The organism is Caulobacter soli, assembly GCF_011045195.1.
Classification (GTDB): Bacteria; Pseudomonadota; Alphaproteobacteria; order Caulobacterales; family Caulobacteraceae; genus Caulobacter; species Caulobacter soli.
This window is the reverse complement of the sequence record NZ_CP049199.1, coordinates 1,023,721-1,043,961: the sequence shown is the minus strand read 5'-3', so window position 1 is coordinate 1,043,961 and position 20,241 is coordinate 1,023,721. Positions and strand designations below refer to the sequence as shown.

The window sequence follows — 20,241 nt, the reverse complement described above, 5'->3', positions numbered from 1 at the left end:
CCTGTTAAGCGCGGCCTTGCGCCCCCATCTCCCGGCCACGGCGAACCATCCACCACGCCGCGCCCTTCCCTCGGAGCCTTCCATGCCCCTGTCGATGCATCGCGCCTCGGTCCCCGTCTTCGTCCGCGCCCTCAAGGTGCTGGCGACCTTGCTCGAGAAGGGCGAGGCCCACGCCAAGGCCCAGGGCTGGAACCCCGACGACCTGGTCACCGCCCGTCTCGCCGACGACATGCTGCCGCTGTCCGGCCAGATCCAACGCGCCTCGGACGCCTCCAAGGGCGCGGTGTCGCGGCTCACCGGCCTCGACGCGCCGCCGATGGCCGACGACGAAACCACCTTCGCCCAGCTGCAGAAGCGCGTGGCCGACACCCTGGCCTATATCCAAAGCGTCGATCCCAAGGCCTTCGAGGGCAGCGAGGACCGCACCGTCGAACTGAAGACGGCCGGCGGGACCATGACCTTCACCGGCGAGGACTACCTGCTGGGCTTCGCTCTGCCGAACTTCTTCTTCCACATCGTCACCGCCTACGACCTGCTGCGCCACAAGGGCGTTGCGATCGGCAAGCTGGATTACCTGGGACCGCGCGGGTAGCCCCCGCTGGGGACACGCGCATGCGCGTGTCCCCGATCGTTGTCTACGGAACCGCCTTCACCTCGACCGTCACCACCTGCCGCACCGAGCGCCCCGGGCGCAGGTCCCCGTCCACCACCAGGCGATATGGCCCCTCCTTGGCGTCCAGCGGCTGGCCGTCCTTGCTGTCGGCGACAATCACCGGATTGGCGCGATAGATCGGGTCGGTCTCGCCCAGGGAGTAGGTGGCGGTGAAGCCGTCCGCGCCCTTGGCCACCACCACCTGGTTCAGATAGCGCCCCATCAGCCGGTCGCCCGACACCACGCCGGCCTGCTTTAGCGCCGCGTTCAGCACCGCGCCCTCATAGGTGATCTGCTTGCCGTGGGCGGTGAAGGTCGCCTTGGCGCGCGGCAGGGCCTTCAGATCGGCCGGCGTCAGCACCACGGAATCCCGGCCCTGAACGGTGACCTTGAGGTCCTGAGCCAGGGCGGGCGTCGCGGCCAGGGTGATCAGGGCGGCGAGAAGCAGCGGGCGCATGGGGCGAGGACCTTTCGTGAAGGCCCGATCTGGGGCCGATGCGCGAGATTAGGCAAGCGCGCTCCCTCCTCCTTTTCCGCTCATCCCGGCGAAGGCCTGGACCCAGATGGAATAGCGGTGTGGCTGACGCCAGGGGCTCTGAGTGCTTCCAATCACCCACTCGGCTTTAGGATCTGGGTCCCGGCCTTCGCCGGGATGAGCGGGTTGAATTGGCTAGTACAACAACGTCTTGCCCAGCACGCCCGACCCGTCCGGCAAGGGCGAGAGCTGCTTGATCATCACCTGGCCGCTCTTGGCGAACCAGAAGCGGGTCACGCCCATCTCCGGGTGGTTGTAGTCGGCGGTGACCAGCCAGCAGTCGACCTTGCCGCCGCCGGGCAGGTCCAGCACCTCCGACCCCGTCACCTTGAACAGATAGGCCGCCGGTGGGCCACCGCCAGGATGGGTGAAGACGATGCTGGCCTCGTAGCCCGTCGCCAGCGGCAGGGCCTGGAGGAACTCCATGTCGGTCTCGAAATTGAAGCTGGGCTGCGGCGAGGCGACCTCGAAATCCTTGGCGGCGTTGCCTTCCACGTCCTTCAGACCAACAATCTTGTCGGGCTGGAAGGCGTAGGCCTCGACCTTGGCGACGCCGTCCTTCTGGGTGCGGCGGATGTGGGTCAGGGGCCGGAAGGTGCCGACCTCGAACCAGCTGTCCAGCTGACGGTCCGACGGCGTCCCGCCCACGCCGTCCCAGTGCTGGACGATATGCAGCCGACGCTGGCCGTCCTGGTCCTCGAAGCGGACTTCGCGGGTCCAGACGTCGGCGACGCGGACCGTGTCGCCGGCCTGCTTGAAGCGCAGATAGCGGTGCGCGCCCGGCTTGATATTGGCGAAGCGGGCCAGCGGCTGGCCGACCGGCACGGGGGTGACGGCGGCCTGGGCGGCGCTCCCCATCAGCAGCAGGGCGGCGCAGACGGCGGAACGAACGGCGAGGGACATGGACGGCTCCGGATTTTGCCGCCGCACCAGACCTCAACCGCCCGCGCTGAACCACTTAAGGTTCGGTAATGGACGCCGACGCCGTGCGTGGTCCTCGTCCTTCGACAGGCTCAGGATGAGGACCATGGCGGAGGCCTAGGCAGTCGAAACCTCGTCCTGAGCTTGTCGAAGGACGAGGGTTTCGATCAGCCCTAGCCGTGCGACGCCCAGCGCGGCGTGGGTGGCAGATCGCTGGCCAGCTCGCGCGGAGCCTCCTTCGCCACGGCGGCGGGACGAGTCTCGACCACCAGCGGATAGAGCGACGCGACCAGCAGCACGGCCATGGTCACATTGAACATCCGCAGCACCACCGGCCGGTCCAGGAACCGGCGCAAGCCCTGGCCGAAGCCCGCCCAGGCGGCGCTGCACGGCGCGCCGACCAGCATGAAGGTCCCGGCCACGAAGAACACCCCTATCGTCGAGCCTTCGGGCGTGTAGGTGGTGGCCGCCGTCAGGGCCATGGCCCAGGCCTTGGGATTGACCCACTGGAAGGCGGCGGCCTGCAGGAAGGTCATCGGCTTGGCGCCGACGGCCTTGTCCGAGATGCCCGTGGCCGTGCCGATCTTCCAGGCCAGCCACAGCATGTAGGCGCCGCCCACCCACTTGAGCACGTCGTGTAGCACTGGCCAGGCCTTGAACACCCCGCTCAGCCCCAGCCCCATGGCCACCACCATCACCGCCAGGCCGACGCTGATCCCGAGGATTTGCGGCGCCGTGCGGCGCAGGCCGAAGTTCGCGCCCGAGGCCAGCAGCATCATGTTGTTGGGGCCGGGGGTGCCGGCGGTGGCGAAGGCGAACAGGACGAAGGCGAGCAGCAGTTGAGCGGTCATGAGGGACACTCCAAAGGCGGAATGTCACGGTCATCTTGCCAATTGCATCATGAGTCAAAACCTATATTGTCACCATTACAATTATGGAGACACCGATGGCGGGCTGGACCCCGACCCTGCCGCCCGGCGACGCGCCGCTGTACGAGCGGCTGATGGACGCCTTGCGGGCCGACATCGCCTCGGGCGCCCTGAACGACGGCGACCGGCTGCCGCCGCAGCGCGATCTGGCCCACCGCCTGGGCCTGGGCCTGGGCACGGTGACCCGCGCCTATGTCGAGGCCGAGAAGGCCGGACTGGTGCAGGCGCACGTCGGGCGCGGCAGCTTCGTGCGCGGCGCGGGCGTCTCGCCTGGACGGCCGATCCCGCTGGCGGGGCCCATCAACCTGGCCCAGAACATCGCCCCGCAGCGCGCCGCCGCCGACCATCTGGCCGAGGCCCTGACCAAGCTGCGTCGGCGTCCCGACCTGGTGGAGCACCTGGGCTATTCGCCCGTGGCCGGGCTGGACGCCCAGCGGCGGGCGGGCGCGGCCTGGCTGGCGCGCAGCGGCGGGCTGGAAGGCGCGGACTGGACGCGGCTGATCTGCTGCGCGGGCGCCCAGCAGGGCCTGGCCCTGGCGCTGGGCAGCCTGACGCGGCCCGGCGACACGGTGCTGTGCGAGGCCTCGACCTACCAGGGCGCCAAGGCCATCGCCGAGCACCTGGGCCTGCGGCTGCGCGGCCTGGCCATGGACGCCGACGGCGTGCGCCCCGACGCGCTGGAGGCGGCCGCCCGCGACGGAGCCCGCGTGGCGTTCCTACTGCCCACGCTGCAGAACCCCACCGGCCGGATCATGAGCCTGCGGCGTCGGGAAGAGATCGTCGCCGTGGCCCGCAAGCAAGACCTGTGGCTGGTCGAGGACGACATCTACGCGGTCTATGCCGGGCCGAACCGCCCGCTCCCGCTGGCCGTTCTGGCGCCCGAGCGCACCTTCCACGTCTCGGGGGTGTCCAAGTCGCTCGCGCCCGGCCTGCGCGCCGGCTATCTGGTCACGCCGCCGGGCGACCATCTGGAGCGGGTGCTGCGCGCTGTCCGCGCCCTGGCCTACGCCCCGCCGGCCTTCGGCGGACTGATCGCCACCCAGTGGATCGAGGACGGGACCGCCGACGTCATCGCCGCCGCGGGCGTGGCCGAGACCACGGCTCGCCTGGCCATGGCGCTGGAGATCCTGGGCCCGGCGGTGGAAACCCCGGCCTCCCTCGCCGCCCCGCACCTGTGGCTGCCGATGGGCGAGCTGGAGGCCGAGCGCGTGGCCGGGCGGGCCCTGCGCGGCGGCGTCGAAGTGACCCCGCCAAGCGCGCCGGTGGTGGCGCCGAGCCTGGAGACCGGCGTCCGTGTCTGCCTGGGCCCGGCGGCCGATCGGGCCGAGCTGGAGCGCGGCCTGCGCGTGGTCGCCGCCGCCCTGACCGGCGCGGACGAGCGATCGCAAGGCGTGATCTGAACGTCCGATTTCTTCTAGACGGAGTGGCGCGAAGGCCCGACACCAGCTCGACCTTTCGATCCAGCGAGGACCCATGGCCAGCGCCACCGCCCGCATCAGCGACGCCCACTACGCGACCACCATCACCACCGGCCAGCACACGCTGATCTCGGACGAGCCGCCGCGCAACGGCGGGGCCGACGTCGGTCCCGCACCGTTCGACCTGCTGCTGTCGGCCCTGGGCGCCTGCACGGCCATGACCCTGAAGATGTACGCCGAGCACAAGCAGTGGCCGCTCGAGGCCCTGGAGGTGCGGCTGCACTATCACGGCGGCGAGACCCCGCCGCGCATCGAGCGCGTGCTGTTTCCGACCGGCCCGCTGGACGACGCCCAGCGCGCCCGCCTGGCCGACATCGCCGAACGCACCCCGGTGACCCTGGCCATCAAGAACGGCGTGCCGGTCCAGACGTCTCTGGGGTGAGACCCTGCGATCGGGGACAGGCGCCTGATCGCGGTCGTGAAATGATCGCGTCACTCGAACTTGCTAAGGTGCTTCGTGGTTTGCCCCGCGTAGGATTCGAAAAGCGATGAACGTCACTTCCCCGTCCTTGGCCGCGTCCCTGGCCAAGACCCTGACGCCGCTGTCGGATCCCCTGGCCAAGACCGACGCGTCGAAGTCGGCTTCGAGCCCGGCGTCGTCCTCGGGATCGTCGAAGGAAACCAGTTCGCCCGGCCAGGACGTGGCCGAGAAGCTGAAGGACATGAGCAAGGCGCTGATCGCCCTGACCCTGATCCAGGACCCGGTGGAGCGGGCCAAGGCCGCCGCGCACCTCTACAAGCAGTATTCGCAGGTGGCCAAGGACTACGCCTCCGCCACGGCCGGCGGCCGCGAAGCCGCCGACCTGGCCAACGCCCAGAACCTCGCCCAGGCGACGGATCCGAACGCCGCCGCCCAAGCCAACGATCCTCAAGCCGCCGATCCTCAAGCCGTTCAGGCCACGCCCGACGGGACGCCCGTCGACGCCGCGCCCGTCGCGGATCCGCAGGCCGCGACGCCTCAAGACCCCGCGTCACAGGCCGCCGCCGCCCAGGGCGCCACGCCCGCCGCGACGCCGATGATCATGACCGGCGCCAAGCCGCGCTTCGTCGCCGACCTCTACATGGAAGAGATCAAGACCTTCGCCGGCGCCGCCAAGCAGATGTACGACACCGCCGTGCAGGAAGCGAAGCTGAAGAAGCTGACCGACAAGTCGCACAAGGACGGCGCGGCCGACGAGGTCGAGGACGCCAAGAAGGACCTGACCGAGGCCGCCAAGGCCGTCGAAGGCCCCGACGCGACCGCCGACGTCCAGCTGCCGTCGGGCGCCTCATCCTCGTCCCCCTCGGCGTCGATCCTGAACATCAAGGCCTAGGCCGGCGCGCCACCGGCCGCCATGGCCGCGCCCATGGCGCGCCAGGCCTCGAAGCTCATGCACGCCTGGTATTCGGCCTGCATGTCCGGGGTGAGGATCTCCATCATCTGGCGGCCCTCGATCCAGATCTCGACGACGCCGAACATGCCGCCGCGCTTGCGATACTTGGCCGGCCAGCCCTCGCGGGCGGCGATGGCCAGCACCGTTTCCAGGTCCAGCTCCGTGGCGACCGCGCCGTGGGTGGCGGTGAAGGCCGGCTGGCCGGTGTGTTCGCCGTGGGCGTCGGCGTCGCCCTGGGTTTCGCGCAGCACCACGTCGACCGGATAGACCTCCAGCGCCGTGCCGCGCGCGTCGCCGGCCAGGGCGATCCAGCCGTTGTCGGAGATCGGCGGAAAGCGGAAGGCCTCGCCGCCCCAGAGCTCGGCCAGCACCTGGGCCACGTGTTGCGGATCGTGCGCCGCGATCGACATGTGAAATAGCATCGGTATCCCTTTCGTTGGGCGCTCAATGCAATGTGGCACGATTTGTGTCAATATAGGTTTTGACACTTTTTGTGCCGAACCCTATGGATGCCGCATGGATGGTTCAGTTCACAAGCCCGGTCCCCGCGAACAGAAGAAGGAGGAGGTGCGCACGCGCATCGCCGACGCCCTGATCGAGCTGCTGGCCGAGGGGCGGATGGACATCAATCACGACCTGATTGCCGAGCGGACGGGCCTGGGCCGGCGCACCGTCTATCGCTACTTTCCCGACCGCGAGGCCTTGCTGGCGGCCGCCACCAGCCGCGTGCGCGAGCTGGCCGGGCCGCGCGTCGCCTTCCCCGAGCGCGAGGCGGATCTCACCGACGCGCTGCACGACATCTATACGGGCCTGGATCGCATCGCCCCGATCACCACCCTGGTGCGCTCCACGCCGCAGGGGCGGGCCATGCGGCGGGCCGACAATGATCGACGGGTGGACGCCTACACCAAGGCGACGGCCGACCTGGTCAAGGACCTGCCGCCCGAAGACCGGACGCTGGCGACGGCGATGCTGCAGGTGCTGCACACCACGCCGTGGCTGGAAATGCGCGACCACTGGGGCCTGAGCGGCGAACAGATCGCCAAGGCCACGGGCTGGGCCATGCGGACATTGATCGCCGACCTGCGGGCGCGCGACGGGCGACCGCTGGATGAGGACGACTGACGGCTACTCCGCCGCGATCGCCTCGGCGTCGGCGGCGGCCTTCAGTTGGGCCGCGCGCTGTTCGACCAGCTCGACGATGTGGTCGATCATGCCGTCGTTGGACTGTTTGTGATCGGGCTTGCCGGCCATGTAGATCATGCCCGAACCCGCGCCGCCGCCGGTGAAGCCCAGGTCGGTCATCAGGGCCTCGCCGGGGCCGTTGACCACGCAGCCGATGATCGACAGCGACATCGGCTGGCTGATGTGGGCCAGGCGCTGCTCCAGGGCCTCCACCGTCTTGATGACGTTGAATCCCTGACGCGCGCACGACGGGCAGGCGATGATGTTGACGCCACGGTGGCGCAGGCCCAGCGACTTGAGGATATCGAAGCCGACCTTGATCTCCTCGACCGGGTCGGCGGCCAGCGAGACGCGGATGGTGTCGCCGATGCCGGCCCACAGCATCGAGCCGATGCCGATCGACGACTTGACGGTGCCGGTGCGCAGGGCGCCCGCCTCGGTGACGCCCAGGTGTAGCGGGCAGTCGATGCGCTCGGCCAGCTGGTAATAGGCCGCCACGGTCATGAACGGGTCGGACGCCTTCACCGAGATCTTGAACTCGTGGAAGTCGTGGTCCTGCAGGATGCGGGCGTGGTTCAGGGCGCTCTCGACCATCGCGTCGGGGCACGGCTCGCCGTACTTCTCCAGCAGTTCGCGCTCCAGCGAGCCGGCGTTGACGCCGATCCGCATCGAGCAGCCGTGGTCGCGGGCCGCCTGGATGACGTCGCGCACGCGGTCGGGGCTGCCGATATTGCCCGGATTGATCCGCAGGCAGGCCGCGCCGGCCTGGGCCGCCTCGATGCCGCGCTTGTAGTGGAAGTGGATGTCGGCCACGAGCGGCACCCGGCTCTCGCGGGCGATGGTCTTGAAGGCGGCCGTGGAGTCGGTGTCGGGGCAGCTGACGCGGACGATGTCGGCGCCGGCCTCTTCCAGTTGGCGGATCTGCTCCAGCGTCGCGGCGGCGTCGCTGGTCAGGGTGTTGGTCATCGACTGGACGGTGATGGGCGCGTCGCCCCCGACCTCGACATTGCCGACGCGGATCTTCCGCGATTGCCGGCGCTCGATCTGACGCCAGGGACGGATGTGGGTGTGATCTGCGGCCATGACCCCAATCTAAGGGGTTTGGCGTCGGAACCCAAGAGCGCTTGCGTGCAGACGCGAAGGAGGAAATGTCGCGGGCGCCACGATCCTGACGCGAGCGGATGATCTCTGGACCGTCCCGAGGGCAGCCCCGGAGCTTCGATGAGCGGGCGGCCGCAGCACTACGATCCCCTGGTCCCAACGCCGCGCCCGCGCCGGCGCGCGAAGGCGGACGGCCTGATCGCCGGCGGGATCAGCCTGGCGGCCCATGCCGGCCTGCTGCTGGCGATCCTGGCCGTGCGGGTCCAACCGCCGATCCCGCCCGAGGCCGAGCCGATCACCGTGGCGCTGTACCAGCCGCCCCCTCCCCCGCCCGAACCGCCGAAGCTGGCGCCCGAGCCGGCCGGCGATCCCGCCCCGGCCAAGGCCTCGCCGCCCAGGCTGCCCGTGCGTCCGCCCAAGCTGGTCCCGCCGCCCCAGGTCGAGCCCCTGCCCGCCAGGCCCGCTCCCGCGCCGCAGGTAGTGGCCGAACTGGGCGAGGCCGACCTGATGGGCGCGGCGACCGCCGGCAGCGGCTCGGGGGCCGGCGGCGCCGGCAATGGCCCCGGCGGCGGCGGTTGCGACATGGTCCGGCTGCTGCAGGACGCCCTGCGCAAGAACCCTCGCGTCCGCGCCGCCCTGACCCAGGTCCATCCCGAGGCGGCCTCGCGCGGCAAGGCGGTGCTGGTCTGGAACGGTGACTGGGTGCAGAGCCCGGGCCAGGAGGGCAAGGGCCTGGCCGGGGTGCGCGAGCTGATCATGCTGGAGGTGGCGTTCGCGCCCAAGGCCTGCCGCGACGACCCGATGCGCGGCCTGGTCCTGATCTCGCTCAGCGACGGCCCCGGCGCCCCGCGCCTGGCGCTGGGGTCGAGCCGATGGAACTGGTCGGACCTGCTGTTCGCGAAATCGGGCGGGCGTAGGGGTTAGACGGTCCGTTTCCGCCGCTTGAGCAGCCAGACCACCCCGGCCCACACGCCCGCGATCAGCGCCAGCCCGAGGGCGACCGCCTCGACCAGCGCGCGCCAAATGGTGAGCCCGATACGGCCGATCGTATCGGCGTCGACCACCAGTCGCGGCCGAGCCTGGGCCAACGGAGCGGCGTCCGACAGCGACCGTACGACCAGGATATAGGTGCGCCCTCGCGTCAGGCGCACGCCCTCGACGCCCAACGTGAAGCTCTGCTGACCGCCGTAGCGACCGCCCAGCACGCCTTCGGCCGAATAGGTCCGCCGAAGAAGATCGGCGCCATCGGACGACAGGACCACCGATAGCCGGACCGGCATGGACGCTCCCGCGCAAGGTTCATCCAGCTGATCGATGTTGGCCACGCACGGGAACAGGCGCTTGGCGGACGCCTGATCCATCTCGACACCCAGGTCGTAGAACTCGTCGAGCGCCGCCTTGAACACGACCTTCGTCACGCCGCCAGGGCGCAGGTCCAGAGGCGCGGACGCCACGCGCGTCGGAGGGTCTGAAACAAAGATCACCGCCAAGCCGACCATGACAGCCAGCGACAACAGGATCAGCGGCGGAACGAACGCGCGCGGCAATCGACGTGGACTGGCCATGGGCTCGTCGGGCGACAACGCGAGGTCAGCGTCGCCGCAAGCTTGGCAGTTCAGGAACGGGCTCGCAATGGGCGAGCCCCCGCCGCCGGCCTCAGCCTTGAGGCTTGGGCGCTTGCGGCGCGGCCGGCTTGGGCGCGGTGGTGACCGGCGCCGGAGCGGCCGGGGCCACCGTCAGTTTGCCCAGCGACGCCGTCGGGCCGCTCATGCGGCTGGTCAGGGCGCCGCCGTTGTAGACCTCGAAGGCCGACGGGTCGGAGACCTCGGCGATCAGGCCGCCGTTGCGCGGGGCGCGGAACGCCTCGCCGGTCGACATCCAGCGGGTGAAGTAGATGGCGCCGCCGGCGTCGTGCACGGTCAGCGAGGCGGGCTTGCGCGCCTGCAGGATCAGGCCCGAGGCCTCGGCCTGGGCGGCGCCGTAGACCGCGCCTTTGGCCCGGAACGGGGCGCCGACATTGAGCACCAGGCTGGGATCGACGCCGCTCTTGGCGGTTTCGACCGCACGGGCCTTGGAAGCGGCGCTGACCGCATCGGCCGAACCGCCATTGGCGGCGGCGTCGTCGAGGCCGGGGGTCTTGTAGGGCTCGGGCGTGGTCGACTCGACCGGGGCCGGCAGGGGCGCCCCCAGCGAGACCGAGCCGGAGGCGGCGTTGGGATCGACCGGCACGGCGGCCGGAGCCGCGACGGCGGCGCTGGCCTGAGCCGGGGCCACCTGGGCCGGCGGGGTGTCCTTGGCGATGGCGCGCTGAGCGACGTTCCACAGCACGATGGCGGCCACGATCAGCACCCCGAACGCCAGGATCAGGCCCAGGCGCGGATCACGCTCATGACGCACGCCGACCGGGGCGCGCAGCGGCTCGCTGTCGTCGGGCACATCCAGCTTGAAGCGAGCCACGGCGGCGTCGCCGTCCAGGCCCAGCATCTTGGCGTAGGATTTCACGTAGCCGATCGTGAACGGGCGCGACGGCAGCTCGTCCAGGCGCAGGTCTTCCAGCGCCTCGATGTAGCTTTGGCGGATGCGGGTGGCGTCGGCGACGTCCTGCAGGTTCAGGCCGCGGAACTCGCGGGCGGCGCGCAGGGCCGAACCGATGTCGACGCCGTCGTCAACCGAAGGCTGATGCGCGGCCATGGGCGCGTGTTCAGGATCGCTGTCCGCGACCAGATGCAAGTGCGAGACCCTGCCCGTATCCAGCGGCATGGCTGCCATGAGACCCCAAATTCGCGTCGCCGGAGAATTCGACCCCACCTAGGAGAGAACCCGACGACTTGCCCCACCCGTCCTAGCCGGGATTTATTAATACTTTATGGTCGATATCAAAGTAAGTTGCCGGATTCAATACACTATAAAGCGCCGCTTGGTTAACCGTGGCCGTGTCTAGACGGCGACGTAAAGCTTGCGCGCCAGGGTTTCGATCTCGCCACGGAGCGATCCCGCCGAGGTCTTCAGCAGGGCCTCGACATTGCGTCGTGCGGCCTCGCGATCGCACGACAGCACCATCTGCTTGACTGGCCCGATGCCCGCCGGCGGCATCGACAGACGGTCGAAACCCAAGGCCAGCAAGGCGAAAGCCTCTAGCGGACGCCCCGCCATCTCGCCGCAGACCGAGACCGGCGTGCCGGTGTCGGCGCAGGCCTGCTGGATGGTCTTCAGCGCGCGCAGGGCGGCGGGCGACAGCGGATCGTAGCGGTCCGACACCCGGGGATTGCCCCGGTCGGCGGCGAACAAATACTGCATCAGGTCGTTGGTGCCGACCGAAACGAAGTCGGTCATCGGCAGCAGCGCGTCCAGATGCCACAGTAGCGAAGGCGCCTCGATCATCGCCCCGACGTCCAGGCGCGCCGGCTCGGGCCGGCCACGCTTCAGCGCCCAGGCCACTTCCTGGTCGACGAAGGCGCGGGCGGCGCGGAACTCGTCCACATTGGCCACCAGCGGGAACATGATCCGCAGCTCGCGGCCCCGCGCGGCCTTGATCAGGGCGCGGATCTGCATGCGCAGCAGGGCCGGCCGGTCCAGGCCCATGCGCACGGCGCGCCAGCCCAGGGCCGGATTGTCCTCGCGCTCCAGCTCCATGTACGGCAGCAGCTTGTCGCCGCCGAGATCGAGCGTGCGGAAGGTCACCGGCATGCCGTTGGCCGCTTCCAGCACCTTCTCGTAGAGGCTGGTCTGGGCCTCCAGGCGTGGCATCTCCTCGGCGACCATGAACTGGAATTCGGTGCGGAACAGGCCGATGCCCTCGGCCCCGGTCTCGCCCAGGATGTCCAGGTCGACGGCCAGGCCGGCGTTCATCAGCAAGGTGACCTTGTCGCCGTCCTTGGTGACGGCCGGCGTGTCGCGGATCCGGGCGAACTCGGCCTTGCGCTGGGCGCGGACCTCCATCCGGGCCTTCAGCGCCTTGACCACGTCCGAACGCGGCCGCAGCCAGGCCTCGGCGGTCTCGGCGTCGACCACCACCGGATCGCCCTCGCTGACCCGGTCGCGCAGGCCGGCCAGGCGGCCCACGCAGGGGATGTCCAGCGCCCGGGCCACGATGCCGGCGTGGCTGGCGGCCGAGCCCTCCTCGAGCAGGATGCCCTTGAGCTTGGTGCGGTCGTATTCCAGCAGATCGGCCGGGCCCAGGTTCCGGGCGATCAGGATCGCGTCCTCGGGCAGCACGCGCACGGCGTGGACGTCGCCCGACAGGTGGCGCAGCAGCCGGTCGTTCAGATCTTCCAGGTCGTGCAGGCGCTCGCGCAGATAGGGGTCGCGGGCCTGGCCCAGACGGGCGCGGTGCTCGGAGCGCACGCGCTCGACCGCCGCCTCGGCGGTCAGGCCCGAGCGCACGGCTTCCTGCAAGCTGCGGTTCCAGCCCCGGTCGTGGGCGAACATCCGGTAGGTCTCGAGCACCTCGTAGGAGGCGCCGACCAGGCCGTGCTGGCCTTCCAGCATCTCGTCGATCTGGGTCTGCAGGGCCTCGACCGCCCATTTCAGCCGAGCTTCCTCGGCCAAGGCGTCGTCGGACAGCAACTGCTCGGGGGCCACCGGCTGCTCGTGCAGCACGGCCACGCCGTAGGCCAGCCCTTCCGCGAACCGCGCGCCCTTCAGCCGCTCGGGCTTGTGGGGCGCGATCTCGACGTCCTTGAGCTCGGTCAGGCCCAGCAGTTCGCCGGCGCTGACCATCTCGGCCAGGACCATGGCGATGATCTGCAGGTCCTCGACCTCTTCCTCGTCATAGACCCGCTCGGTGCGGTTCTGGACGACCAGGACGCCGATGGTGCGGCCGCCGCGCAGCAGCGGCACGGCCAGGAAGGCGTGATACGGATCTTCGCCGGTTTCCGGGCGGTACGAGAACGACGGGTGGCTGGCGGCGTCCGACAGGTTCAGCGGCCGGCCCAGGCGCATGGTCTCGCCGACCAGGCCTTCGCCGGGCTTCAGCCGGGTGACGTGGACGGCGTCGCGCGACAGGCCTTCGGTGGCGAACAGCTCCAGGTCGTTGGAGGCGCGGCGCAGATAGATCGAGCAGACTTCGGCGACCATCGAGATGGCGATGGTGCGCACCACCATGTCGAGCTTGGCCTGGGCGGGACCGCCCCCGGCCATGGCCTCGCGAATCTGCCGAAGCAGGCTGCGTGGTCCTCGAACAGCGATCCCGGACGCCGCCATGTCTGCGCGCGTACTCCCCACTTTGACCGGTTGGCCATATTGGCCGCCCTTGGGCCATGGCCCGATACGGCTGATCCCGACAGAACGCGTCGAAGGTTAAGAAGCCGCACCGCCCTCAGCCGGGCTATAGCAGATTTCGCGCGACGCACAGCGTTCGCTCGCGGTCAAATCGTGGTTCGCGCACGAAAAAGGCGCCGCCCCCGAGGGGACGGCGCCCGATCATCCGGATCAGGACAGCTTAGCGGCGCTGGCCGTAGTAGCCATTGCCACCATCGTAGCGGTAGCCGGTGTTGTAGCGGTCGCCGCGCTGGTCGCGGCCATAGCCGTTGCTGTAGCCCGACTGGCCATAACCGTTGTTGTAGCCATTGCCGTAGTTCGACTGGCCGTAGCCGTTGTTGTAGCTCGAACCATGACCGTAACGGGGGTCGCGGTAGTTGCTGGAATAGCGATGGTCGCGATCGTTGCCGCCGGTCGAGGCGCCCAGGGCGGCCCCGGCGACGGCGCCGATGGCGATGCCGCCCGTGTCGCCCTTGGACAGGGCCGCGCCGGCGATGCCGCCGATCAGGGCGCCGATGACGGCGCGCTCGGTCTTGTTGCTCTTGTCGCCGGCGAAGGCGGCCGAAGCGGGCAGAACCAGGGCGCCGGTGACAGCGGCGGCGACAGCGATCTTCGTGAACTTACCAAAGGTCTTCATGGCGGTGCTCCTTGAGAGCGTCAGGCCGGAAGAAGTCCGGTTCGGCGCTGTTGAAGCCTTTGTCGCATTCCCGCCTTGAACCCGATCTGAACGGTGATGTTCAGGTTACAGTCATGTTTGAAACGACGATTGCCGTGCCTGCCCCCGTCAGTGCGCGCCGCGCTCGTCCGGCCGATGCAGGTGCACCGACCACAGCACCCCGGCCAGCATCAGCACGATGGCGGCGGCCTCCAGGGGCAGCGGCCAGCGGGCGTCGTGCAGGAAGCCGTAGAGCAGGGCGAACAGAGTCTCGAAGACGATCAGCTGACCCGACAGGCTCAGCGGCAGCAGCCGGCTGGCGGCGTTCCACAGGCCGTTGCCGATCACCGAGGCCCCCAGGGCCACGGCCAGGCTGACGGCCCAGAACAGCAGCCAGGCGTTGGCGAGATGCGGCGCGCCGCCCAGGAAGGCCGGCCAAAACGCGGGAACGACCAGCAACAGCGACAGCAGGCCGGTGACCACGCCGGTCAGCAGCGACCATTCGTGGCTGTTGAAGCGAGGCGTGCCGGCCAGGCGGCGGGCGTTCCAGACGGCGTAGACCGTCCACACCGCCAGCGCCCCGACCGCCGCCAGCAGACCCAGGACCAGCCGTCCGACATCGACCCCGCCGGCCGTCTGGAAGGCGGCGACATTGATGCAGACCACGCCCGCCCCGACCAGCAGCAGCGGCGCGGCCAGGCGGCGCAGCGCCACGCCCTCGCCGGGTTTGGCGCCGACCAGGGTGATGGTCACGGGCAACAGGCCGATGATCAGCGAAGCCGGGGCGACGCCGGCGATCTGCACCGAGATCGCCAGGCAGACGTAGTAGACGATATTGCCCAGCAGGCTCAGCCCCGCCAGGTCACGCCAGTCGGCCGGGGTCAGTCGCCCCAGCACCCGGCGCGCGCTGGGGGCCAGCAGGGCCGCCGAGGCCAGGCCGTAGCAGAGATAGCGCCCAGCGGTCATCTGCAGCGGCGTGAAGGCGGCCAGCAGCTTGGGCGCCAGAAACACCCCGCCCCAGAACGCCCCCGCGACGAGGCCGCACAGAAGTCCGATCAGGAGACGCTGCTGCTGGCTCATATTGTGGAGTTAGCAGAGGTAGGCCTGGCTGACATCGTAAAGACCCCAACTCCGCTCATCCCGGCGAATGCCGGGACCCAGATGGAATGGCTTTGAGGCGAGTTCCATAAGTTCAGCGCTCATCCAATCATCCGCATCGCCGTGGGATCTGGGTCCCGGCATTCGCCGGGATGAGCGGAGATAAATTTAGCGGGGGCCCTCTAAAAGGCCCGCGCCTAGCCGTGGCCCGGCAGGGCCAGGGGCTCGCTGATCGCTTCCACCAGCTGCTTGGCCTGCTCGACCGCGCCGTCGATGTCGCGCTCGATGAATTCGACCTCGGCGTCGGTCAGCGGGTGGGGCGCGGCGATCACCTCGCGGAGGTAGGCGCGCTTTTCCGGCTCGGTCATGGTCCACCAGCCGACGGTGTGACCTTCCTCGATCACCGCGTCGCCCATGGCCAGCAGGTCGTCCTCGTCGAAGATCGGCCGGCCGGGTTGCTCGGGGAACCACTGGCCGTCGTCGGGCAGGAACACGTCCAGCTGCTTGAGCAGGGCCGCCAGCCACGGGCTGACCAGCAGGGGCTTCTCGTAGCCGTCGCCGAACTTGGCGCGCAGCAGCAGATCGTACAGCAGATCCAGGCCCGCATCGCCCTGGAAGGTGACGGACTTCTTCTCGGGATCGAAATGGAAGACCGACATGGAGGCTCCTGGAAGGGATTCGGCCCTTCATACCGTCAGAACGCGACGTTTCGGCAAATATGTCGCGTTCGTGCGCGGGACGGGGACACGCACATGGGCGTGTCCCCAATCGAGAGCGCCGCGTAAGCGGATTCTAGAGTTGGTCCAGCCCGTAAGCCGCGTGCAGCGCCCGCACGGCCAGTTCGGTGTAGGCCGCGTCGATCAGGACCGAGATCTTGATCTCCGAGGTCGAGATGACCTGGATGTTGATGTTCTTCTCGGCCAGGGCCGCGAACATCGACTGGGCGACGCCGGCGTGCGAACGCATGCCCACGCCGATCACCGACACCTTGGAGACGTCCTCGTCGACGGCGACGTCTTCGAAGCCGATTTCCTTCTGGGCGGCGCGGACGATCTCGACGGCGCGGGCGGCGTCGCGCTTGCCGACCGTGAACTCCATGTTGGCGGTGTCGGCGCTGCGGGCGCGCGACTGCACAATCATGTCGACGTTCACATTGGCGTCGGCCAGGCGGCCGAAGATCTGCGACGACACGCCCGGATGGTCGGGCAGGCCCAGCAGGGTGATCTTGGCCTCGTCGCGGCTATAGGCGACGCCCGAGACGATGCGCTTTTCCATGATTTCTTCCTCGTCGCAGACGATCGTACCTTGGCCCGGGGCTTCGCCCGGCTCGACGAAACTCGACAGCACCCGCACCGGGACGCGATGGGCCATGGCCATCTCGACCGAGCGGGTCTGCAGCACCTTGGCCCCCAGCGAGGCCATTTCCAGCATTTCCTCGTACGAGATCTTGGCCAGCTTGCGGGCCTTCTTCTCGATGCGGGGATCGGTCGTGTAGACGCCGTCGACGTCGGTATAGATGTCGCAGGCGCCCTTCACCGCGGCGGCGATGGCCACGGCGCTGGTGTCCGAGCCGCCCCGGCCCAGGGTGGTGATGCGCTGATCGCTGGTCACGCCCTGGAAGCCGGCGATCACGGCGATCTGGCCGGCCGCGAAACAGGCCTCCAGATTGGCCGGCGGGATGTCTTCGATACGGGCGCGGCCGTGGGCGTTGTCGGTCAGGATCGGCACCTGCCAGCCCAGGAACGAGCGGGCGTCGTGGCCCATGTTGCGCAGGGTCATGGCCAGCAGGCCGGCCGTGACCTGTTCACCCGACGCCACGACGGCGTCGTACTCGTCGTCCGACTCCGGCAGACCCGCCGCCGCGCGGCCCGAGCCGTCGGTCCAGGCCACCAGCTCATTGGTCTTGCCCGACATGGCCGAGACCACCACCGCCACCTGCTTGCCGGTCGCCACTTCGGCCGCGACCAGGCGCGCCACCCGGCGGATGCGCTCCAGGTCGGCCACCGAGGTGCCGCCGAACTTCATCACCAGACGTGACACACGCTACCCCTCGAAACCTAAGGTCAATTCTTGCGCCGAGGCCGGACGAACCGCGCTGGCCGCGCAAGCCGCGGTCTTCTAGCGGCGCGCAGGCGCAACGGCAATGTCGCGGGCGTGTCTTTTTCGTCGAGTGTGGCGCCGCGCCCTGTGCCGGTTGTCCTGTCGTTGCTACATGAAGGTCATGAGCCAGTCCGCCGAAGCGCCCCCCTCCGCTGGAAATACGCCCTCGTGGAGCATCGATCCCGCCGACGTGGCGCGGTTCTCGGCCATCGCCGCCGAATGGTGGGACCCGCGCGGCAAGTTCGCGCCGCTGCATGTGTTCAACCCCTGCCGGCTGGGCTTCATCCGCGAGCAGGCCCTGGCGCGGTTCGAGCGCGACGGCAACGCCCGCGCGCCGTTCGAGGGCCTGACCCTGCTGGACATCGGCTGCGGCGGCGGCCTGCTCAGCGAGCCGATGGCGCGGCTGGGCTTCACGGTCACGGCCGTCGACGCCTCGGAAAACAACATCAAGACCGCCGCCGCCCACGCCTCGGAACAGGGCCTGGAGATCGGCTACCGCCCGGCCACCGCCGAACAGCTGCTGGCCGAGGGCGCGAGGCCGTTCGACGTGGTGCTGACCATGGAGGTCATCGAGCACGTGGCCGATCCGGGCGAGTTCCTGCGCACCTGCGCCAGGCTGCTCAAGCCCGGCGGCCTGATGATCGTGGCCACCCTGAACCGCACGCTCAAGGCCCTTGCCCTGGCCAAGATCGGGGCCGAATACGTGTTGCGCTGGGTGCCGCCCGGCACCCACGAGTGGAAGCAGTTCCTGAAACCCGACGAGCTGCGCGCCTTCCTCGCGGGCGAACCGGTGGACGTCCAGGGCCCGTTCGGCGTGGCCTACAACCCCCTGACCGGCCGCTGGAGCCGCTCGGCCGACTGCGACATCAACTACATGATGACGGTGACGAAGGACTGAGGTTCGCATGATCGCCTTGCTGCTGGCCGCCGCCGCGGCCTTCACGCCTTTGAAGGGCGATTTCGATCACGACGGCCGCCCCGACACGGCGCGGATCGTCCACGCGGGTGACCGGTACGTGCTGCGGGTGATACGGGGCGCGGATCCCCGCAAACCGGCTACGGTCTGGGATTTGGGCAGGAGTAAGCCGCCCTACCCCTTTGTCGCGGCGGCGCGAGCTGGTCGGTTTCAGACCGCGTGCAGCAAAGGCTTGGGCCGCGACGCCACCCCGTGTCCGCGCTCCTGGGTCACGGTGAAGGCTGGCGACCTGACCTTCGGCAACGCGGAAACCACCGAAGCCGTGGCGCTGTGGAATGGCCGACGCTTCGACGTGGAATGGCTTTCCGACTGAGCCCCTGCCCGTCTCGCCGACCGCCTGACGGAACCTGTACCGCCGCCGCGCCTTCTATTGGCCAGGGACACCTTATCAAGGATTGGCGGCCGTTATCGGGGGCCGACGTCGATCCGTTCGTCGGAACGGAGAGCTATCATGACTTCCAAGACCACTGCGTGGCTGATGGCCTCGGCTGTCGCCCTTGGCGCCGTCGCGCCTGCTTTCGCCCAGTCGGCGGACGCCGCCTACCAACAGCGCCTGGACACCTACAACGGCCAGCGCGCCGCCTATAACGAACGCTCGGCGGCCTACAACGCCCAGCAGGACGCCTATGCGGCCGATCGCGCCAAGTACGAGCGCGCCCGCGCCGATTACGACCGCCGCTACGGTTCGGGCGCCTATGACCGCCGCTATCCGGAATACGCCACGCGGTTCGACAACCCCAACTATTCCAACAGCTCGGCCTACTACAGCGAGCAGGCGACCTTCGACCACGACCGCCAGGTCTATGAAGACACCCGCAGCGACTACGATCGTCGCAACGGCTACGGCGCCTATGACCGCCGCTATCCCGATCAGGCCCGGCGCTTCAGCACCAGCGGCCAGGTCTACAGCTCCAGCAGCAGCGACTATCTGAGCCAGCGTGCCCAGTATGACCGCGACCGCGCCGAATATGACCGCGCCCGCGCTGACTACGATCGCCGCTACGGGTCGGGCTCGTACGACCGCCGCTATCCCGATTCCGCCACCCGCTACGGCGCGCCCTATGCCGGCAGCTATGGCGACGACGTCTCGTACAACGAGCCCTGCCGCATCGACGCCAAGAAGAACGCCACCGCCGGCGGCGTGATCGGGGCCCTGGTCGGGGCCGTGGCCGGCTCGAACCTGGCCGCTCGCAACGCCAAGCCTGAAGGCACGGTGCTGGGCGCCCTGGTCGGAGCCGGCGTCGGCGCCAGCATCGGCAACGCCTCGGCCAAGAGCCGCTGCGACGCCAGCGGCCAGTACTGGACCTATGACGACACCACCGCCTATCGCGAGAGCAGCCGCTATCGCGCCAGCTCCAGCACGGCCTACAGCAACTATTCCAAGCGTTGCCGCCTGGCCCCGGCCGACACCGACTACAACGGCCGCGTCGAGACCCGCTACGTCCGCGTCTGCCCCGACAGCGCCGGCCGCTATCGCGTCCAGGGCTAGCGTCCGCCCGAGGCCTTGAACCGGGATGAACGGCGGGGTCGGAACCGCTTCATCTCCGGTTCAGGTCGGAAAGTCGACACTGATCGAACCCATTCCGAGCTTGAGCGTTGATAGCGTTCAAGGATCACAAACCAAGAACGGAGCTCGCCATGCGCGCCCACCTCAAGACTCTCGCCGTCGTCGTCGCCCTGGGCTTCACGGCCTCCACCGTGGCGGTGACCGCCGCCGAAGCCCAGTCCCGCACCCACAAGGTCTGGGTCTGCAAGAGCACCAAGAGCGCTCGCAACAAGGGCACCGTCGTCGGCGCCCTGGGCGGCGGCACCTTGGGCGCCGTGGTCGCGGGCCATGGCAACAAGACCGAAGGCGCCCTGATCGGCGGCGCCCTGGGCGCCGTCGCCGGCAACCAGATCGCCAAGAAGCGGTCCAAAAACGACAACTGCCACTACGAATACCGTCGCTACTAGGGTCTCACGGCCCTGAAACCGGAAGG

Annotated in this window: 22 protein-coding genes; 10 read left to right on the top strand and 12 right to left on the bottom strand. The window is 69.3% G+C overall.

The genetic code is table 11. From position 1 onward, the window contains the following. Positions 1–82 precede the first annotated feature (82 nt). Positions 83–592: a DUF1993 domain-containing protein gene (locus G3M62_RS05210; RefSeq protein ID WP_165185262.1), complete on the top strand. Its 510-nt coding sequence runs from the start codon at positions 83–85 to the stop codon at positions 590–592. A gap of 43 nt (positions 593–635) precedes the next feature. Here the strand turns inward: G3M62_RS05210 and G3M62_RS05205 are convergent, their stop codons facing one another. The 3 genes from G3M62_RS05205 to G3M62_RS05195 all read right to left on the bottom strand — a co-directional run bounded on the left by G3M62_RS05205 (position 636) and on the right by G3M62_RS05195 (position 2,959). Further along, positions 636–1,109 carry a molybdopterin-binding protein gene (locus tag G3M62_RS05205; protein ID WP_165185260.1) on the bottom strand — a complete coding sequence of 158 codons (474 nt, stop codon included), beginning with the start codon at positions 1,107–1,109 and terminating at the stop codon, positions 636–638. 213 nt (positions 1,110–1,322) lie between these two features. Continuing rightward, the gene (locus G3M62_RS05200) at positions 1,323–2,090 is read right to left on the bottom strand and encodes a DUF3108 domain-containing protein (protein ID WP_165185259.1); all 768 of its coding nucleotides are present in this window, start codon (positions 2,088–2,090) and stop codon (positions 1,323–1,325) included. A gap of 191 nt (positions 2,091–2,281) precedes the next feature. Further along, a complete protein-coding gene (locus tag G3M62_RS05195) occupies positions 2,282–2,959 on the bottom strand; it encodes a LysE family translocator (protein ID WP_165185258.1) in 678 nt (225 codons plus the stop codon). 95 nt (positions 2,960–3,054) lie between these two features. Here G3M62_RS05195 and G3M62_RS05190 point away from each other — a divergent pair, with 95 nt between their 5' ends. The 3 genes from G3M62_RS05190 to G3M62_RS05180 all read left to right on the top strand — a co-directional run bounded on the left by G3M62_RS05190 (position 3,055) and on the right by G3M62_RS05180 (position 5,828). After that, positions 3,055–4,437, top strand: a complete 1,383-nt coding sequence (locus G3M62_RS05190) for an aminotransferase-like domain-containing protein (protein ID WP_205691947.1) — start codon at positions 3,055–3,057, stop codon at positions 4,435–4,437. 73 nt (positions 4,438–4,510) lie between these two features. Beyond that, positions 4,511–4,897, top strand: a complete 387-nt coding sequence (locus G3M62_RS05185) for an OsmC family protein (RefSeq protein WP_165185255.1) — start codon at positions 4,511–4,513, stop codon at positions 4,895–4,897. 106 nt (positions 4,898–5,003) lie between these two features. Beyond that, complete coding sequence (locus G3M62_RS05180) at positions 5,004–5,828, top strand: hypothetical protein (protein ID WP_165185253.1); 825 nt, start codon at positions 5,004–5,006, stop codon at positions 5,826–5,828. Here the strand turns inward: G3M62_RS05180 and G3M62_RS05175 are convergent. Then, positions 5,825–6,310, bottom strand: coding sequence for a hypothetical protein (locus G3M62_RS05175; RefSeq protein WP_165185252.1), 486 nt, complete (start codon positions 6,308–6,310; stop codon positions 5,825–5,827). The two genes, G3M62_RS05180 and G3M62_RS05175, sit on opposite strands and share 4 nt — an antisense overlap. Before the next feature lie 94 nt (positions 6,311–6,404). Here G3M62_RS05175 and G3M62_RS05170 point away from each other — a divergent pair, with 94 nt between their 5' ends. Next, positions 6,405–7,013: a TetR/AcrR family transcriptional regulator gene (locus G3M62_RS05170; RefSeq protein WP_165185250.1), complete on the top strand. Its 609-nt coding sequence runs from the start codon at positions 6,405–6,407 to the stop codon at positions 7,011–7,013. Between the two features lie 3 nt (positions 7,014–7,016). Here G3M62_RS05170 and ispG read toward each other — a convergent pair whose 3' ends face one another. Then, positions 7,017–8,156 carry a flavodoxin-dependent (E)-4-hydroxy-3-methylbut-2-enyl-diphosphate synthase gene (gene ispG, locus G3M62_RS05165; RefSeq protein ID WP_165185249.1) on the bottom strand — a complete coding sequence of 380 codons (1,140 nt, stop codon included), beginning with the start codon at positions 8,154–8,156 and terminating at the stop codon, positions 7,017–7,019. 138 nt (positions 8,157–8,294) lie between these two features. On the opposite strand from ispG, the gene G3M62_RS05160 reads away from it, so the two are divergent. After that, positions 8,295–9,098 carry a hypothetical protein gene (locus G3M62_RS05160; RefSeq protein ID WP_165185247.1) on the top strand — a complete coding sequence of 268 codons (804 nt, stop codon included), beginning with the start codon at positions 8,295–8,297 and terminating at the stop codon, positions 9,096–9,098. Here the strand turns inward: G3M62_RS05160 and G3M62_RS05155 are convergent. From G3M62_RS05155 to G3M62_RS05125, 7 genes are all read right to left on the bottom strand, one after another. Then, positions 9,095–9,739 (bottom strand): hypothetical protein, encoded by a 645-nt coding sequence (locus G3M62_RS05155; protein ID WP_165185246.1) that lies wholly within the window; start codon positions 9,737–9,739, stop codon positions 9,095–9,097. The genes G3M62_RS05160 and G3M62_RS05155 overlap by 4 nt on opposite strands. A 91-nt stretch (positions 9,740–9,830) precedes the next feature. Continuing rightward, positions 9,831–10,934 (bottom strand): helix-turn-helix domain-containing protein, encoded by a 1,104-nt coding sequence (locus G3M62_RS05150; protein ID WP_165185244.1) that lies wholly within the window; start codon positions 10,932–10,934, stop codon positions 9,831–9,833. Between the two features lie 177 nt (positions 10,935–11,111). Next, positions 11,112–13,376, bottom strand: coding sequence for a phosphoenolpyruvate--protein phosphotransferase (ptsP, locus tag G3M62_RS05145; protein WP_165185243.1), 2,265 nt, complete (start codon positions 13,374–13,376; stop codon positions 11,112–11,114). A 238-nt stretch (positions 13,377–13,614) separates the two neighbouring features. Beyond that, entirely contained in the window at positions 13,615–14,070 is a 456-nt protein-coding gene (locus G3M62_RS05140) for a glycine zipper 2TM domain-containing protein (RefSeq protein ID WP_165185241.1), read from the bottom strand. A gap of 147 nt (positions 14,071–14,217) precedes the next feature. Beyond that, positions 14,218–15,168: a DMT family transporter gene (locus G3M62_RS05135; RefSeq protein WP_165185240.1), complete on the bottom strand. Its 951-nt coding sequence runs from the start codon at positions 15,166–15,168 to the stop codon at positions 14,218–14,220. Positions 15,169–15,383: 215 nt separating this feature from the next. Beyond that, the gene (locus G3M62_RS05130) at positions 15,384–15,845 is read right to left on the bottom strand and encodes a hypothetical protein (RefSeq protein ID WP_165185238.1); all 462 of its coding nucleotides are present in this window, start codon (positions 15,843–15,845) and stop codon (positions 15,384–15,386) included. A gap of 133 nt (positions 15,846–15,978) precedes the next feature. Further along, positions 15,979–17,226, bottom strand: coding sequence for an aspartate kinase (locus G3M62_RS05125; RefSeq protein ID WP_165185236.1), 1,248 nt, complete (start codon positions 17,224–17,226; stop codon positions 15,979–15,981). Positions 17,227–17,407: 181 nt separating this feature from the next. Between G3M62_RS05125 and ubiG the strand changes: the two genes are divergently transcribed. The 4 genes from ubiG to G3M62_RS05105 all read left to right on the top strand — a co-directional run bounded on the left by ubiG (position 17,408) and on the right by G3M62_RS05105 (position 20,215). Further along, on the top strand, positions 17,408–18,184 hold the full coding sequence (gene ubiG / locus G3M62_RS05120; protein WP_165185235.1) for a bifunctional 2-polyprenyl-6-hydroxyphenol methylase/3-demethylubiquinol 3-O-methyltransferase UbiG: 777 nt from the start codon (positions 17,408–17,410) through the stop codon (positions 18,182–18,184). Between the two features lie 7 nt (positions 18,185–18,191). Continuing rightward, the gene (locus tag G3M62_RS05115; RefSeq protein ID WP_165185233.1) at positions 18,192–18,575 is read left to right on the top strand and encodes a hypothetical protein; all 384 of its coding nucleotides are present in this window, start codon (positions 18,192–18,194) and stop codon (positions 18,573–18,575) included. Positions 18,576–18,713: 138 nt separating this feature from the next. Further along, positions 18,714–19,751 carry a glycine zipper 2TM domain-containing protein gene (locus tag G3M62_RS05110; RefSeq protein ID WP_165185231.1) on the top strand — a complete coding sequence of 346 codons (1,038 nt, stop codon included), beginning with the start codon at positions 18,714–18,716 and terminating at the stop codon, positions 19,749–19,751. Between the two features lie 149 nt (positions 19,752–19,900). Next, complete coding sequence (locus tag G3M62_RS05105; RefSeq protein ID WP_165185230.1) at positions 19,901–20,215, top strand: glycine zipper 2TM domain-containing protein; 315 nt, start codon at positions 19,901–19,903, stop codon at positions 20,213–20,215. Positions 20,216–20,241: the final 26 nt, after the last annotated feature.

Excerpts from the sequence above, each read along its gene's own strand:
- G3M62_RS05195 (WP_165185258.1), bottom strand. The coding sequence starts at position 2,959 with ATGACCGCTCAACTGCTGCTCGCCTTCGTCCTGTTCGCCTTCGCCACC.
- ubiG (WP_165185235.1), top strand. The coding sequence starts at position 17,408 with ATGAGCCAGTCCGCCGAAGCGCCCCCCTCCGCTGGAAATACGCCCTCG.
- G3M62_RS05175 (WP_165185252.1), bottom strand. The coding sequence starts at position 6,310 with ATGCTATTTCACATGTCGATCGCGGCGCACGATCCGCAACACGTGGCC.
- ispG (WP_165185249.1), bottom strand. The coding sequence starts at position 8,156 with ATGGCCGCAGATCACACCCACATCCGTCCCTGGCGTCAGATCGAGCGC.
- G3M62_RS05110 (WP_165185231.1), top strand. The coding sequence starts at position 18,714 with ATGACTTCCAAGACCACTGCGTGGCTGATGGCCTCGGCTGTCGCCCTT.
- G3M62_RS05160 (WP_165185247.1), top strand. The coding sequence starts at position 8,295 with ATGAGCGGGCGGCCGCAGCACTACGATCCCCTGGTCCCAACGCCGCGC.
- G3M62_RS05205 (WP_165185260.1), bottom strand. The coding sequence starts at position 1,109 with ATGCGCCCGCTGCTTCTCGCCGCCCTGATCACCCTGGCCGCGACGCCC.
- G3M62_RS05155 (WP_165185246.1), bottom strand. The coding sequence starts at position 9,739 with ATGGCCAGTCCACGTCGATTGCCGCGCGCGTTCGTTCCGCCGCTGATC.
- ptsP (WP_165185243.1), bottom strand. The coding sequence starts at position 13,376 with ATGGCGGCGTCCGGGATCGCTGTTCGAGGACCACGCAGCCTGCTTCGG.
- G3M62_RS05200 (WP_165185259.1), bottom strand. The coding sequence starts at position 2,090 with ATGTCCCTCGCCGTTCGTTCCGCCGTCTGCGCCGCCCTGCTGCTGATG.
- G3M62_RS05210 (WP_165185262.1), top strand. The coding sequence starts at position 83 with ATGCCCCTGTCGATGCATCGCGCCTCGGTCCCCGTCTTCGTCCGCGCC.
- G3M62_RS05150 (WP_165185244.1), bottom strand. The coding sequence starts at position 10,934 with ATGCCGCTGGATACGGGCAGGGTCTCGCACTTGCATCTGGTCGCGGAC.
- G3M62_RS05140 (WP_165185241.1), bottom strand. The coding sequence starts at position 14,070 with ATGAAGACCTTTGGTAAGTTCACGAAGATCGCTGTCGCCGCCGCTGTC.
- G3M62_RS05185 (WP_165185255.1), top strand. The coding sequence starts at position 4,511 with ATGGCCAGCGCCACCGCCCGCATCAGCGACGCCCACTACGCGACCACC.
- G3M62_RS05130 (WP_165185238.1), bottom strand. The coding sequence starts at position 15,845 with ATGTCGGTCTTCCATTTCGATCCCGAGAAGAAGTCCGTCACCTTCCAG.
- G3M62_RS05115 (WP_165185233.1), top strand. The coding sequence starts at position 18,192 with ATGATCGCCTTGCTGCTGGCCGCCGCCGCGGCCTTCACGCCTTTGAAG.
- G3M62_RS05190 (WP_205691947.1), top strand. The coding sequence starts at position 3,055 with ATGGCGGGCTGGACCCCGACCCTGCCGCCCGGCGACGCGCCGCTGTAC.
- G3M62_RS05170 (WP_165185250.1), top strand. The coding sequence starts at position 6,405 with ATGGATGGTTCAGTTCACAAGCCCGGTCCCCGCGAACAGAAGAAGGAG.
- G3M62_RS05135 (WP_165185240.1), bottom strand. The coding sequence starts at position 15,168 with ATGAGCCAGCAGCAGCGTCTCCTGATCGGACTTCTGTGCGGCCTCGTC.
- G3M62_RS05105 (WP_165185230.1), top strand. The coding sequence starts at position 19,901 with ATGCGCGCCCACCTCAAGACTCTCGCCGTCGTCGTCGCCCTGGGCTTC.
- G3M62_RS05180 (WP_165185253.1), top strand. The coding sequence starts at position 5,004 with ATGAACGTCACTTCCCCGTCCTTGGCCGCGTCCCTGGCCAAGACCCTG.